Raw genomic sequence first — 13,977 nt, forward strand, 5'->3', positions numbered from 1 at the left:
CTTTGCCGGAAGAACGTCAATGCTTTCGCAGAAGGAACCAGCTAAATCCCCTGCTTCCCCCAAACCGACATGAATCTCAAAGATGTGATCTCTTTTGTTAAAAAACCGCTTTTGGTTTAAAATGAAGGTTGTAATCAATTTTGCTGCGACGGAGGAATTCACTATGCTTTTTATTGATAACACAGGGATTACTGACGCATCCATCAATTTGGCGATTGAGGAATATGCGCTGAAGCACTTGCCGATGGACGAGAGTTACCTGCTTTTTTATATCAACAGCCCATCCATCATCATCGGGAAACATCAGAATACTATCGAAGAAATTAACCAAGAGTATGTAAAAGATAATAATATTCAGGTCGTACGTCGTCTATCCGGCGGTGGAGCTGTTTATCACGATCTTGGAAATTTGAACTTCAGCTTTATTACCAAGGATGACGGCCAATCCTTTCATAACTTTTTGAAATTCACCCAACCGGTCATCGATTACCTGCAAAGCATGGGCGTTAACGCCGAGCTAAGCGGAAGGAATGATCTGCAAGTTGGTGAGCAAAAGATTTCCGGTAACGCTCAGTTCTCCACACGCGGACGTATGTTCAGCCATGGTACCTTGATGTTCAATCTTAATTTAGATGATGTACAAGCCTCTCTAAAAGTGAATCCAGAGAAGTTTAAATCAAAGAGCACCAAATCCGTACGCAGTCGTGTAGCGAATATCAAAGAGCTGCTGGGTACAGATATGACGATCGAGGAGTTCCGCGCCGGCCTGCTGCGTTCGATCTTTGGCATGGATTCTTCTGAGGTTCCTCAGTACAAGCTGCAACAAGCCGACTGGGACAAAATTAACGAGATCTCCAAGGAGCACTACCAGAACTGGGACTGGAACTACGGTCTGTCACCAAAAAGCAACGTTAAGCACACGCGCAAATTCCCTGCCGGAATTATTGATATTCGGATGGATATTGAAGATTCCCTCATTAAAGACATCAAAATCTATGGTGACTTCTTCGGAGTCGGTGACGTAGTAGATGTTGAAAATGCACTTCGTGGCAAACGTTATGACGAGGCTGAGGTTAGAGAAGCATTAGCTGATCTCGATTTGAAGCATTATTTCGGTCGTATTGAGCCGGAGGATTTTATCGGATTGGTCTTCCTAGAGGAATAGGATGAATTCACTGGTCATGATTTGAATCAAAAAGAGGACTCCTGCGCATTCGCCAGAAGTCCTCTTTTGCATGAATTAATACTCTTCGCTTTATCCTTTTACAGCAGATCCAACTGTCATTGCCCGTTCCACCTGCTCACTAAAGAACAAATAGACAATAACCATTGGCAGACTCGCCATCGTCATAACCGCCCCCATGCCACCCCAGTCTGTGCTGTATTGGCCTTGGAAGAACAATAGACCCAGCGGCAGTGTTTTCATCCCCTCATCAGAGATCAGAATATAAGCCAGCAAAAATTCATTCCAGTTGTTCAGAAATTGAAAAATGGCTACTGTTGCGACAGCTGGCGTTACAACCGGCACAATAATCTGCAGAAACATCCGGTATACATTCGCGCCGTCCATACAAGCGGATTCCTCCAGCTCCCCAGGGATACCCTTCATAAAGCCGTAGAATACCAGACAAGAGAACGGCAATCCAATGGCGACATAAGGAACAATAAGCCCACCGTAGGTATTAGTCAGATGTAAATCCCGTACGAGTATGGCAAGTGGAATCATAATTACCTGCAGCGGCATGAACATTCCGATCGTCATATACAATCTGACCCCTTCACGGAATCTCCACCGCAGCCGGGAAATTGCGAATGAGAACATCAGCGATAATATGATAATAAGTAGCGTTGAAATCGTAGAGACTACCAAGCTATTCGTAAAATATCGCGGTATATTGAACTGTGACCAAGCGGCCACATAGTTTTCAATCCGGAAATTAGTCGGAAATCCGAAAGGGTTGGTGACAAAAATCTCATCGTTATTTTTCAGAGAATAAGAAATCATCCATAATAGCGGATAGATGGAAATGATAAAATAAATCCATAAGGGAAGCTGTATGAGCAATGCTCTCACTTTTTTCATAACGTTCCTTTTCCTTTCCGGCGTACTGCCTTATGCTTCATTTCGGTCAAATGTCTTGTTGATAATAATGGTGGCCAGAAGCGACAGAAGGACAAGCACAACCGATACCGCACAGGCATAGCCGTAGTTGCTTTCCAAGAATGCATAACGATAAATCATAAAGGTAAGCGTATAGTTACTCGTTCCCGGTCCGCCGTTAGTCATAATCAACATTTGTACAAAAGCACCGATTCCTGAAGTGATGGCAATGATCAGACAGAATTTGAACGTCTCCTTCATCATTGGAATTGTCACCTTACGATGCGCCATCCATTTGGAGCAACCGTCAATCGTGGCAGCTTCCATGTACTGCTCAGGAACAGATTTAACCCCCGCATATAAAAGACTGAACTGGTAACCCATGAACTGCCAGGCATTAACAAAGGCAATCGCAATTATGGATGTGGTTGGAGAAGTAAGCCAGTTTTGTTGATAAGGAATATGCATAATTTCAAAAAGCCTATTGATCAATCCGTTATTCGGATCGTAGATGGCAATCCATAGCTGACAAACAACCGTAACCGACAGAACTACGGGAATAAAATAAGCTGTTTTCAACAACTTACGCCCTTTGATTCGCGGATCGGCACAGGCAAGCGCAAGAATGGTTCCCAATCCGATCTGAAATACAGCGAGTACCAGTGCAAAAATAAGGCCGTTACGAAGGGATGTCAAAAGCAATGGATCATCAAACATCTCTACATAGTTGGACAATCCGTTAAAAGTAGCCGTACTGAGCCCGTCCCACTCGAAAAAGCTACGATAAAAGGATTGAAGCACTGGATAGATAATCACTACGCTATAAATCAACAGAGCGGGAAGCAGAAACAGCATTATGGCTTTCTTATTACCTAAGTATTTATGCATGCGGTAAGATTCCACTCCTTCCTTGCCAAGCTGCTCACCCGATATAAGGGCTCGATCCGGGTGAGCTGCAGGGCATGGACCAATTTTTATTTATTTTATTTCTCTAATTATTTATTTTCTTTGTTCAGCACTCGGTTCATGTTATCCGTGAACTGCTTAGCCGAGAATCCTTCGATCAACATATTTTGTGTATTGTCGTCCAGTGCATTTTTAATTTGAACACTGCTTACCGCATTGGCGTACCCCTTCACGTTTGGCAGCACTTCTTCAGCGATTCTTTTCATCATGGCAGGCACTTTACCGGTCATTTCTTTATCCACTTTAGTCGCTACGATCGGGCTACCCAGCTGTGTATATTTGTATTCGCTATATTTTTGTGCGATGAAACTAGCTACTTTCACTGCAGTCTCTACATTCTTGCTGCTTGGAGAAACGGCAAAGCCACCAGGACCTCCTGCACCGTTAATGTACATTTTGTTGTTCTCATAAGTCGCTTCGTCCTTAGCTGGCCAGTACATCCAATCCACTTTATCCCCAAGCTTCTCAGCACTGCTGTAGATTTCCCACTGACCGTTGACGAACATGCCAGCTTTTCCTTGGTAGAACAAAGATGAAGCTTGATCATAATTGGTATTCGTAGCATTGACGTCGAACAAGCCTGCTTCTTCCAGCTTCTTCATTTGTTCTGCTGCTGTTACATAAGGCGAAGGCAATGTTGTCGTTCCCTTCGTTTCGAGTGGGCCAAACCCTTTCGTCTCCTCACGAGTCACAAGTCCGCTATAAAAAGAAGTAGTGATCCATTTCTCCTTCGCGAAAATTGAGAGCGGTGTATACCCTGCTGTAGAAAGCTTCTTAGCCGCTTCAGCCAGCTGATCGATCGTCTTGATCGGCATCTCGATGCCTACCTCTTTAAAGATATCCTTGTTGTAAAACAACATTTGGAATTCAATTCCCGTATATGGGAATGCGTATACATGACCGTCTGGGGCAATTAGACGGGACTCATTCCCTGTGTTTAGATTCGCTTTGAAATCTTTGGTGGCTTGGTATTCATCAAGCAGCTCGACATTTTTAGATTTGGCGAAGGTTTGCAGCGTAGGCCAGTCTGTTTCATAAATATCCGGCATGTTCCCAGTCGCGGCATATGTTTTCAGCTTCTGGTAGCCATCTTGAACAGCCTCATCCAGTACAATCTCCACCTCCGGCATTTCCTTTTTTAATTCCTCTACGGCATAATCAAATGGCTTTGAAGTATCTTCGTCAAAATGCTGTGCATAAATTTTTATTTGAATTTTCTTATCGGTATTCCCAGCGGTCGTATTGGAACCTTCAGAGGTTGAACCACCGTTTCCGGCATTGTTACCACCACAGGCTGTAAGTGAGAAAGCTAAGGATAAAACGGTTGCAACCCCCAGTGTTCTGAATAGCTTGTTGCTCATAATGAATCCCCTTTCTGATGCTCTATTTAGTGGAGCTAGTTGAATCCGCTATTTGTTAGCGTTTTCATCGTCCTGTTTCTATTATATTTGAGCCTTGAAGACCCAAAAAGAGCCATATCGGGCACAATCGGTAATAAACAGGACAAAATGAAAGCGGCCTCACCAGAGAGCCGCCACCAAATATGTTTATTAAATTTCATTATTAACGCCAATATGGCGGGAACGGGCAGCCAGCTGCTCAAATTCAGACGGCGGCATGCCATAGTGTTTTTTAAAGCATTTACTGAAATAATTCGGGTCATTATAGCCCACTTTACCGGCGATTTCAGACAGTCTCACATTTCCTCCAGCAAGCAGTTCCTTGGCCTGCTTCATACGAGTATAGGTAATGAAATCAAGTACAGAGATTCCACCTTCTTTTCGAAAAACCTTCCGTAAATAGCTGGTATCTACATAAACGCCATTCGCCACCTGGTCAACTGTCAGCTCACAATCGGAATAATGCTCCCGGATGTACTCTTTGGCGGCAATGAATAAATTGTACGACTTAGAGGGGCGGTGCTCACGACCTTGATCAATGACTTTACTGTACAAGCCTTTTATCCAGCTTTCAGTCTCATCCCAGTTATCCATCTCCCGTAGCCGCTGCTCCGGTGAACCTGCTGGTTTCCAGAGACTTTCCGGATTGATCCCTCTTTCTCCAGCATAGGCAAGGCAAAGGGATACTATACTCATTAATAGAGTAAAGGAATAGCTGCCTCCCCCTCTCTGGCGTCGTAGAATCTCAATTAATTTGCTTATGTCCTTCGCCGCTGCATCGCCATCCCCCATCTTTAACGCCATCAGCATGGCATCCTGAATTCCAAGATGAGTGATTTCTTTGGATGGAAAGGAGAACTCCTCTATCCCTTCAGAGGAATTCTGCTCGTCCATTTGGAGTGGAAAGAGCTTATTGGAAGCCGTTCCTTCTGCAATTATTTCCGGCTTCCCAGCTTTGCGTGCACCTATTTTATGTGACTGAAGGCGCTGCTTCACCTTGATCATCATCTCGTTAAACTCTTGCTGGTTAAACGGTTTCAATAAATAATCTTGTACACCTAAGCGAATCGCTTTTTGCGCATAATCAAATTCATTGTGCCCTGTTACAAAAACAATAAGCATATCAGGAGCATTGGCCTGTAACCGGGTAACCAGCTCCATACCGTCCATATAGGGCATACTAATGTCCACTAAAGCCAAATCTGGTTTCGTCCGTTCCGCTTCTTCCAGCGCTTCTCTGCCATTTGACGCTTCACCACAGACACTGAAATCATATTTACTCCAATCCAGCTTGGTCCGCATATAATAACGAAACAGCGGCTCGTCATCTACAACCATCACTTTATACATCTACGCTGCCCCCCTGCGCTTCCGTACCGGGAATCGTCATTTTCATAACAGTACCTTTTCCCAGTTTACTTTCTACCGATAGGCCATATGGTTCTCCAAAATACAGCTTAATCCGTTCATGAACGCTGTAAATGCCAATGGATGCCGGTTTTCCTTCTCGTGAGCGGTATTCTACAATCCGCGACACCTGCTCCCCGGACATGCCAACACCGTTATCCTCCACGGTAATGATAACTTCTCTTCCGTGTGTATAAGCCTCTATTGAGATTAGCCCCTGACTGCCCTTTGTTTTTAATCCATGGTAGATTGCATTCTCGATGAGCGGCTGCAGGGACAATTTGGGTACCTTGACTCCTTCGAGAAATTTCGGGATATTAATCTCGTAACGTAATACGTCGGGGTTGCGAACCTGCATAATAGCCAAATAATCAGCTGCATTTGATACTTCCTCGGACAGTGGAATAACCTCGTTCCCTTTGCTAAGAACAACCCGATAGAAATCTGCCAGTGCCTTGGTCGTATCCCGAGCTGCTTCATTAAGCTCCAAATCGTTGAGTACATAAATCGTATCCAGTGTGTTGTACAGAAAATGGGGTTTAATCTGGGCATGGATCAGAGCTAGTTCATATTCACGTTTCCGGACTTGTTCGTTTGTAATCGTCCGCATCAGCTCCTGAATACGACCAACCATGGAATTGAATACGGTGGAGATTAGCCCAGTCTCATCCTCTGTAGTCACTGGTGAGGTGACATTCAGATCGCCTTCCCTTACTTTACGCATCGCCTTCGTCACTTGAAGAAGCGGATTTACGATAATCTGTGACAGCTTTCCTGCAAGCAGCAGAGACAGTAACAGGCATCCTATTCCCACGAATATAGTTAACGTTATATTACGGTGAATATCCGCAGTTAACTTCTGCAGCGAAATCGTATTCACAAGCTTCCAATTCAGCTTATCATAATACGTCACAGTGACCAGCTCTCGCCCGCTCCCCTTGCCGATAATTTCCGAGACAGAGCTTCCCGTCTTCCTAAGACTGCCGTTCAGTCTGTCCTCAGGCTTCAGTAGAAGCTTTGATTTATCAGGGGTGGACACGGTCCTTTGCGTTCCGTCTACTATAAAATATTTCTTGTCCGAAGAGGTTTCTCTAGCGGTTTCCAGAAAAGCAGAGAGAGCATCTTCTTTTACGTTCACAAATAATGTACCTATTAGGTTGCCCGTTTTAAGATTGTACACGACTTTACTCAGTGTGAGCACCGGAACTGCCGGATCACTAACCAGATAATCTCTCTGTTCCATGGGAAGCCAACGGTTGACACCGTAGCTGCCTTTTTCTTTAGCCTTCTCCAGCATATCGCTGGTAAATACCTTCTGCTCGTTAGGATTACCGTAGGCGTAAGAGGAATAAATCTGGCCTTCCGTATCCACAAATACAGCAGAATCGACATCCGGAAAAATAATCAGATCGATAGAAAGCTGGCTCTGCATTAAATTGCGAAACCGCGTCTGCTCCACTGTCGAGGATAACAACGGACGTTCAGCATACATCCGATGGATGTCGGTAGTTATAATGTTGGCACTGCTCTCCGTATTTTTTACAATCGTATCTATTTGCTGCATGATGAGCTTGGATTCATCTTTAAAATTGTACTTAGCCTTTTCGATCATCGAACGGCTGAACATCTGCCCTGAGAGCAAGCCTAAAGCAAGCAATGGAAAAATGATCAACGGTATAAAAATAAGGATTATTTTATTACGAATCTGCAATCTTCCAAACCACTTCACTAAGGAATCCCCCCGCATAACAGCCGCCTCCTGTGTGTTCTAGCGGTAATTCATTATGTGCTTCATATCCGTAAATCTCAAGGAGAAAGTATAAATACATATACAACTAGGGCGAGTGTGAGCAAGATAAAAACATTCTCTACAGCTCCACCTTTTTTCGTGCCTGTACTCATTAGCTTTAGACGCAGCTTAAATGGAATGGGCGGCAGGGGCGTAATTCCCCTTTGGGTGAGAGAGTCGGCCAATAGATGAAGCGCATAAGACATGCCGCCTGCTATCCATAGACTACCACCATCCTGTATACCCGATGAAGCAAAATACAATAAAGTGCTCCAGCCTGCAACAGCATATAAGGTATGAGTCAATCCACGATGCGGGACAAGTGATGTAACTACGAGTATACAAGCTACTATGTAGTTCCAAGGATCATACGCCCCTCCGTATGCAAATACCGCAGTAGCGATTAGTACCATCACCAGATGCCGCAGCTTTCTTCCCGGCAGGAAAGTTACACTCCCCACAAGTAGGGCCAGTACAATATTCCAAGGGCTTTCAACGATTCCTGCAAAATAAAGATAAATCGCTGCTCCTATCAAAGCAACCTGTAGTATCCTGAGCAGAAAGTCAGGAATCGCCTTGCGTACCAGTAACGAATTCGGTTCATCAATGTCTGGCAGGAGCGAACTTAATGCCGCGACGGCAATAACCGGGATTGTAATCTCATGGGCCATCAAACTCATAACAGATAGGGTAACCCCGGTGCTGATAATTAAATGGGATCTGCCCATCATAGTGAAACCGCTCCTTTCTAAGATGCAAAAACAAGAACAAATGTGCGGTTATCGAAGTATATCAAGACCCGGATTTTTTGTCTACATAAAACGCTGAAATCGCTTAGTATATAAGCCTTTACGCGATTTCTATCTTGTCCTCTCCATGAATATACGATACAATTTGGACAACTTGACCTTGTCGTCTACATAGAGGCGACAGCTGCTGAAGAAAGGATGACCTAAGTAGTGAAGCGTTCCCGTATAGCCGATTTTAGCCTGCTATTAGTGGCGATGATGTGGGGATGTACCTTTCTGATTGTACAAAATGCTGTCAAGGTGCTGCCACCGCTCGCGTTTAATAGCATCCGCTTTATGGGCGCTGCCCTGTTGCTGGCTCTAATCACAGTTATTTCTTACCGCAAGGATTGGAAACAGCTAAGTTTCCGCATGGTACGCGATTCTCTGCTGCTTGGCCTTTTTTTGTTTTTGGGCTATGGCTTTCAGACTATGGGACTTCTATATACAACAACCTCTAATACCGGCTTTATTACCGGGCTATCAGTTGTCCTAGTACCCTTTCTGTCTCTAGCCTTATTGAAGCATGCGATTTCACGATACACTTGGTTCAGTGCGGCACTCGCCGCAATCGGGCTTTATCTGTTGACCTTCACGGGCTCTGCATTATCCTTGAATAAAGGCGATGCCTTGATTCTTCTATGTGCCATAGCTTTTGCGTTACAGGTAGCCTATACTGGCGTTTATGCACCTCATTATCCGGCGTTGCCGCTAGCTACTCTGCAGCTTGCTTTCGTTGGGCTGTTCAGTATTGCTGCCTCGCTTATTTTTGAAGGGGCAACACCGCTCGCCCACAGCGGGGAGCTGATTAAGGACCCAGATGTGCTTTGGGCTCTGCTGATCTCCATTGGGCCAACCAGCGCTTTTGCCTTCTGGATTCAAACCGCCTGTCAGAAATATACTACCCCATCGCGGGTAGCCATTATTTATGCCACAGAACCGGTATTTGCCGTTCTGACGGGTTTAGCCTTTGGCGGGGAAACACTCGGGTTGTCCGCTCTGCTCGGTTGTGGTTGTATTCTGGGGGCTATGCTTATGGCAGAGCTGAGCCCGGAACCGGGTCAGAATCAACATAAGAAGAGTTATTTTTCCAAATTACATTTATTTAGAAAGAGATAAGGAGAGAGACAAATGTACAAATTGATCGCGATTGATATTGATGACACTCTGATTAATGATGACAAGGAAGTAACACCCGCTACCCAAACTGCGCTTGAAGAGGCAGTTGCCGCAGGTGTTGTTGTAACCCTTGCTACAGGCCGTGCTTACGCTTCCGCTCAAGCCATTGCCCGTCAAACTGGACTAAACGTACCTATCATTACTTACCAGGGTGCACTCGTTAAGAACTTGCTCGATGAAAAAGTACTGTATGAGCGTTACGTCCCGCAAGATGCAGTCCGCAAGCTGTTCACTTACTGCGTGGAGCATAATCTGCATCTGCAAACTTACATTGACGACAAGCTATATGCCCGTGAAGACAACCAAAAGATCAAAGACTATACGGACTTGAATAAAACGCAATATTTTATTGAGCCTGACTGGGAAAAGCTTGTCCCGCAAAAAACACCAAAAATGCTAATTATCGATGATCCTGATTTCTTGGATGAACTGGCTCCAATCCTGCATGAATTGCTTGGTGATTCCGTGCATATTACCAAATCCAAACCACACTTCCTGGAAATCATGCATCATGAAGGAACCAAGGGCATTGCACTTGAATTCCTAGCCAAACATTACGGCTGTGATCTTTCCGAGACTATCGCTGTAGGTGATTCTTGGAACGACCATGAGATGCTGGAAGCTGCCGGACTTGGCGTCGCTATGGAGAATGCTATTCCTGCTCTGAAAGAAATTGCTGATTTTGTGACCTTAAGCAACAATGACGATGGCGTGAAATATGCGATTGATAAATTCATTCTTAATAAAGTGAACTAAACTTCCTTAAGCAAAAGGGTGCAGCAACGCCATATTTTATGACGTTGCTGCACCCTTTTTTATTCCAAAACTCAAACTCCTGTAGAAGCTAATTCCACTTTCTCGGGTCCCATTCCACTCTCTTCTTCCTGCTCTAGCTGAGAATAGTACAAATCATTATATCTTCCTTCGGCAGCAAGCAGTACCTCATGCGTTCCACTCTCTACAATTTCACCATTCTCCATCACGAGAATGATATCAGCGTTCTGAATCGTAGATAAACGGTGCGCGATAACGAGTGTAGTTTTATCTCCCATTAGTTTACGAATAGCCTGCTGCACCAGTTTTTCTGATTCATTGTCAAGTGCAGCAGTAGCTTCATCCAACAGCAGAATAGGAGCGTTTCTCAGAATTGCTCTTGCAATGGATAGCCGCTGACGTTGTCCCCCGGACAGTCGTGAGCCTTCCTCACCAATATCAGTATCCAGTCCCTCAGGCAATTCTATTACAAAATCATAGGCATTCGCTTTTCGCAAAGCTTCCAGAATTTCTTGCTCATCCGCCTCTGGATTTCCATTCCGGATATTATCACGAATGCTTCCCGTATAAAGACCTGCCTCTTGCGGCACATAGGAAAAATAACTTCTAAGCTTAGCCAGACTCATCTCGTTGATCCGCTGCCCATTGATTATTACTTCGCCTTCATCGGGTTCATACAATCCCAGCAATAGTTTAAAAAGCGTAGATTTACCTCCACCACTCGGTCCCACAACCGCCATCTGTGTTCCCTTTTGAAGCTCTAAGCTAATCTTGTTTATACTTTGTCTCTCTGCTCCCGGATACGAGAAAGAGATCGACGACATAACCATACTCTCAAATTCTGGTTGCTTAGTCTCCACTTCTGGAAGGGTCTCAACCTCCACCGGGCTATCCAACACCTCAAAGATCCGTCCCGCCGCCCCAAGTGATTGCTGCATCGAATTGATCAGTCCCGGCAATGACGAGAACGGCATTACTAAATAATTCATGAGCTGGATGAAAGCAATCATCGCACCGACCTCAAGTGATCCTTTTGCCACAAAATAACCAGCCACGACCAGCGCCAGAAGAAACGTAAAGTTTCCCAAAAAAGAGGAGAATGAGCCAGTAGCTCCCTCAATTCTTCCCCGTTTTAATTCTTCAGAAGTAATATTCTCACTATGCTCCTGATATTGCTTCATTAGTCTGCGTTCAATGCTAAAGGATTTAAACACCATACTACTGCCTAGAATGTCATGTAAAAAGGAAGTAATCTTGCTCATATTAGTCTGAATCTTCACACTGTTCTCACGCATCGCTGAACCGAAGATTTTTCCCGTAAGGAACATCAAAGGTCCCATTGCAAAACAGATCAATGCCAGTAACCAGTTAATATAGAGCAAATAACCAAAAGCCGCGAGGGCTAGTAAAGGGTTACGGATTAGATCAATCATTACCTCGCCTGCAGCATTACCAACAGATTGATTATCATTAGTAAAGCGGGACAATAAATCCCCGGAATGATTACGGTCAAAATAAGACTGAGGAAGAGCTAAGGCATGCCGCATCATATCCAACCGCAGCTCATTTCTGATCTTGGCAGAGATTTTATTTTTGAAATATCGATCGATGAAACCGTTAATTGCACTCACTAATAAGTAGATTAATCCAAAAATAACCAGCCCTTTAAAAGCTTTCACATCGAGTCTAACCGCAGCATCCGTAATTACTGAGAGCAGCCAAGCAATCGTTAAATCCAGAACAATCCCAAATAAAGTCGTAAATAATAAAATCGTATATAAGAGCTTGTGCCTTAACATGTATGTACTTAATCTTGAGAAAACGCCTTTCTGCTTCAAAGAACCAGCCCTCTCACTTAAAATTCTATACCTCTAACCTTAGCGAACACCTTATTATCATGCCGTTCCCCGTCATACCCAAGACTCGCACTGCGCAGGATCCCTTCCAGTGTAAAACCCGCACGTTCGGCTACCGCGGCACTTTTGGTGTTTCGTTCACTACAAAAGATTTCGAGACGATTCACCCCTAGTTCCCGTATGGCAAAATTGGTGATTCCATTTACGGCTTCTGTCATATATCCTTTGCCTGCACAGGCGCTCCGGATCCAATAACCAATCTCAAAATTGCGGAGTTCCCAGTTTAGATGATGCAGGCTAATGCAGCCGATAAAACCCTCCGTATCCCTTCTAAAAATACGCATATGTAGCTTATCCCTTTTTAGAAACTCCAGTCTGCCTTCTCTAGTAACTTTCTCTGATTCTTCTAATGTGGGTATTACTTGAGCAAAAGCCATCCAAGGTCTCAATTCATCTATACTTTCACGGATAGCCTCATTCATGCTAACTCCATCTCCCCATAAAGGGGCACGAATGAGCAGCCTCTCTGTTTCAAAACTCTCGGGAAAATCAAGCAGGATTGGATCCTTGGAGTCAGCCACTTCGTACTCCTCCTTTGGCGATGATAATTATTCTAAATATGTAAAAATAATACGATATGCTTTTTGATTATATAGTATATATCGGGATCTGAATACTGAATGCAATAGAAATCACAAAAGGAACATCAACAGGCTGAAGTTGCCCGAATGATGTCCCTTTTTGATTTAGTGAATATCTCAACTAAAGCGGACCACTCCATTTATTGGCTTGAAGAGTTCATTAAACATATTCAACAAGGCGGAATATAACAGGTTTAAATAGGATCATGAAAACTTCCTTCCAGCAAAAGGGAGTTTTCTTTTTATCTAAATTTCAGCTGATCTCCGAAGATCCTAAGGGTATTCTCATCCCCGTCTCGGCCAGCGTAACATTTTCCGGTAAAATATATGATTTTCTCATATCCACATCATGCGACATATGGGTATAGATTGCCTTTTGAGGCTTCACAGTTTGCAGCAGCTCCGCTGCTTCCGTCATATCGTACACAGAACGAGTCGATAACTCCGCTGCTTCGTAATAGAAGCTTGTACCTAATACCAGCAAGTCAGCTCCATGCATCAGGCGTGTCTCTTCAGCTCCAAGAGAAATGGAATCTGGACAATACACCCATACATAGCCCTCCTTCTCCAGACGAAAAGCATACGAGTATCCATTCTTGCCATGGTTCACTTTCCAGGTATCTATTGTCCAGCCGTCTAGCTCTATACCTTCATCACAAGGAATCATCTCGATCTGATTGCGCAGCCACGGGTATTGCCGCTCAATAATCGGAATCACTTCCGCTGGTGCATAGAGCTGGCCCTTATATCCCATCCAACGGCAAGAATCCGCCCATTCCGGCAGCCCACCAATATGATCAAAATGAGCGTGTGTCACCAGCAGTCTGCGCATATTCCGTACTCCCTGCGCCTCCATCTGACGCCGCCAGTCAGGTCCACAATCGATCACTAAAAAGTCACTGCCATTATCTATAAGTACAGAAGAGCGCAGGCGAATATTTTCACCCTGTTCCCTTGCCTCTGTACAGGTCTCACAGCTGCAATATACCCGAGGAACCCCCATGGCATCCCCTGTACCCAAAAACACCAACGTATCCATCTGTTATCTCTCCTTCAGGTTCTCTTCAACGAAGTAA

12 protein-coding genes are annotated in these 13,977 nt (G+C 44.4%); 3 read left to right on the forward strand and 9 right to left on the reverse strand.

The genetic code is table 11. The features are described 5' to 3' along the window. The first annotated feature begins 163 nt into the window (after positions 1-163). Positions 164-1,165, forward strand: coding sequence for a lipoate--protein ligase (locus tag MHH49_RS03830; RefSeq protein WP_036681778.1), 1,002 nt, complete (start codon positions 164-166; stop codon positions 1,163-1,165). Between the two features lie 90 nt (positions 1,166-1,255). Here the strand turns inward: MHH49_RS03830 and MHH49_RS03835 are convergent, their stop codons facing one another. The 6 genes from MHH49_RS03835 to MHH49_RS03860 form a co-directional block, all read right to left on the reverse strand. Next, a complete protein-coding gene (locus MHH49_RS03835; protein ID WP_036681776.1) occupies positions 1,256-2,083 on the reverse strand; it encodes a carbohydrate ABC transporter permease in 828 nt (275 codons plus the stop codon). A 30-nt stretch (positions 2,084-2,113) separates the two neighbouring features. Continuing rightward, positions 2,114-2,989, reverse strand: a complete 876-nt coding sequence (locus MHH49_RS03840) for a carbohydrate ABC transporter permease (RefSeq protein ID WP_076099026.1) — start codon at positions 2,987-2,989, stop codon at positions 2,114-2,116. Positions 2,990-3,096: 107 nt separating this feature from the next. Beyond that, complete coding sequence (locus MHH49_RS03845; protein WP_076142159.1) at positions 3,097-4,428, reverse strand: ABC transporter substrate-binding protein; 1,332 nt, start codon at positions 4,426-4,428, stop codon at positions 3,097-3,099. Between the two features lie 189 nt (positions 4,429-4,617). Next, entirely contained in the window at positions 4,618-5,817 is a 1,200-nt protein-coding gene (locus MHH49_RS03850; protein WP_051491207.1) for a response regulator transcription factor, read from the reverse strand. Next, the gene (locus MHH49_RS03855) at positions 5,810-7,621 is read right to left on the reverse strand and encodes a cache domain-containing sensor histidine kinase (RefSeq protein ID WP_076104832.1); all 1,812 of its coding nucleotides are present in this window, start codon (positions 7,619-7,621) and stop codon (positions 5,810-5,812) included. The genes MHH49_RS03850 and MHH49_RS03855 overlap by 8 nt, the downstream gene beginning before the upstream one ends. 59 nt (positions 7,622-7,680) lie before the next feature. Further along, positions 7,681-8,394 carry a metal-dependent hydrolase gene (locus tag MHH49_RS03860; RefSeq protein WP_038569151.1) on the reverse strand — a complete coding sequence of 238 codons (714 nt, stop codon included), beginning with the start codon at positions 8,392-8,394 and terminating at the stop codon, positions 7,681-7,683. Positions 8,395-8,622: 228 nt separating this feature from the next. Here MHH49_RS03860 and MHH49_RS03865 point away from each other — a divergent pair, with 228 nt between their 5' ends. Together MHH49_RS03865 and MHH49_RS03870 are read left to right on the forward strand one after the other, a co-directional pair. Continuing rightward, positions 8,623-9,570 (forward strand): DMT family transporter, encoded by a 948-nt coding sequence (locus tag MHH49_RS03865; RefSeq protein ID WP_076142158.1) that lies wholly within the window; start codon positions 8,623-8,625, stop codon positions 9,568-9,570. Positions 9,571-9,582: 12 nt separating this feature from the next. Continuing rightward, positions 9,583-10,386: a Cof-type HAD-IIB family hydrolase gene (locus MHH49_RS03870; RefSeq protein WP_036681768.1), complete on the forward strand. Its 804-nt coding sequence runs from the start codon at positions 9,583-9,585 to the stop codon at positions 10,384-10,386. Positions 10,387-10,457: 71 nt separating this feature from the next. On the opposite strand, the gene MHH49_RS03875 is transcribed toward MHH49_RS03870, so the two are convergent. The 3 genes from MHH49_RS03875 to MHH49_RS03885 all read right to left on the reverse strand — a co-directional run bounded on the left by MHH49_RS03875 (position 10,458) and on the right by MHH49_RS03885 (position 13,940). Next, positions 10,458-12,242, reverse strand: coding sequence for an ABC transporter ATP-binding protein (locus MHH49_RS03875; RefSeq protein WP_341137907.1), 1,785 nt, complete (start codon positions 12,240-12,242; stop codon positions 10,458-10,460). A 17-nt stretch (positions 12,243-12,259) separates the two neighbouring features. Beyond that, complete coding sequence (locus tag MHH49_RS03880) at positions 12,260-12,841, reverse strand: GNAT family N-acetyltransferase (RefSeq protein ID WP_341137908.1); 582 nt, start codon at positions 12,839-12,841, stop codon at positions 12,260-12,262. Between the two features lie 313 nt (positions 12,842-13,154). Next, complete coding sequence (locus MHH49_RS03885; RefSeq protein WP_076099032.1) at positions 13,155-13,940, reverse strand: MBL fold metallo-hydrolase; 786 nt, start codon at positions 13,938-13,940, stop codon at positions 13,155-13,157. Between the last annotated feature and the right edge of the window lie 37 nt (positions 13,941-13,977).

The organism is Paenibacillus sp. FSL F4-0122 (assembly GCF_038002845.1).
GTDB lineage: Bacteria > Bacillota > Bacilli > Paenibacillales > Paenibacillaceae > Paenibacillus_AQ > Paenibacillus_AQ odorifer.

What these genes read in the sequence shown, in the direction of transcription:
- MHH49_RS03840 (WP_076099026.1), bottom strand. Translation starts at nt 2,989, where the DNA reads ATGCATAAATACTTAGGTAATAAGAAAGCCATAATGCTGTTTCTGCTT.
- MHH49_RS03870 (WP_036681768.1), top strand. Translation starts at nt 9,583, where the DNA reads ATGTACAAATTGATCGCGATTGATATTGATGACACTCTGATTAATGAT.
- MHH49_RS03850 (WP_051491207.1), bottom strand. Translation starts at nt 5,817, where the DNA reads ATGTATAAAGTGATGGTTGTAGATGACGAGCCGCTGTTTCGTTATTAT.
- MHH49_RS03835 (WP_036681776.1), bottom strand. Translation starts at nt 2,083, where the DNA reads ATGAAAAAAGTGAGAGCATTGCTCATACAGCTTCCCTTATGGATTTAT.
- MHH49_RS03855 (WP_076104832.1), bottom strand. Translation starts at nt 7,621, where the DNA reads ATGCGGGGGGATTCCTTAGTGAAGTGGTTTGGAAGATTGCAGATTCGT.
- MHH49_RS03885 (WP_076099032.1), bottom strand. Translation starts at nt 13,940, where the DNA reads ATGGATACGTTGGTGTTTTTGGGTACAGGGGATGCCATGGGGGTTCCT.
- MHH49_RS03860 (WP_038569151.1), bottom strand. Translation starts at nt 8,394, where the DNA reads ATGATGGGCAGATCCCATTTAATTATCAGCACCGGGGTTACCCTATCT.
- MHH49_RS03845 (WP_076142159.1), bottom strand. Translation starts at nt 4,428, where the DNA reads ATGAGCAACAAGCTATTCAGAACACTGGGGGTTGCAACCGTTTTATCC.
- MHH49_RS03830 (WP_036681778.1), top strand. Translation starts at nt 164, where the DNA reads ATGCTTTTTATTGATAACACAGGGATTACTGACGCATCCATCAATTTG.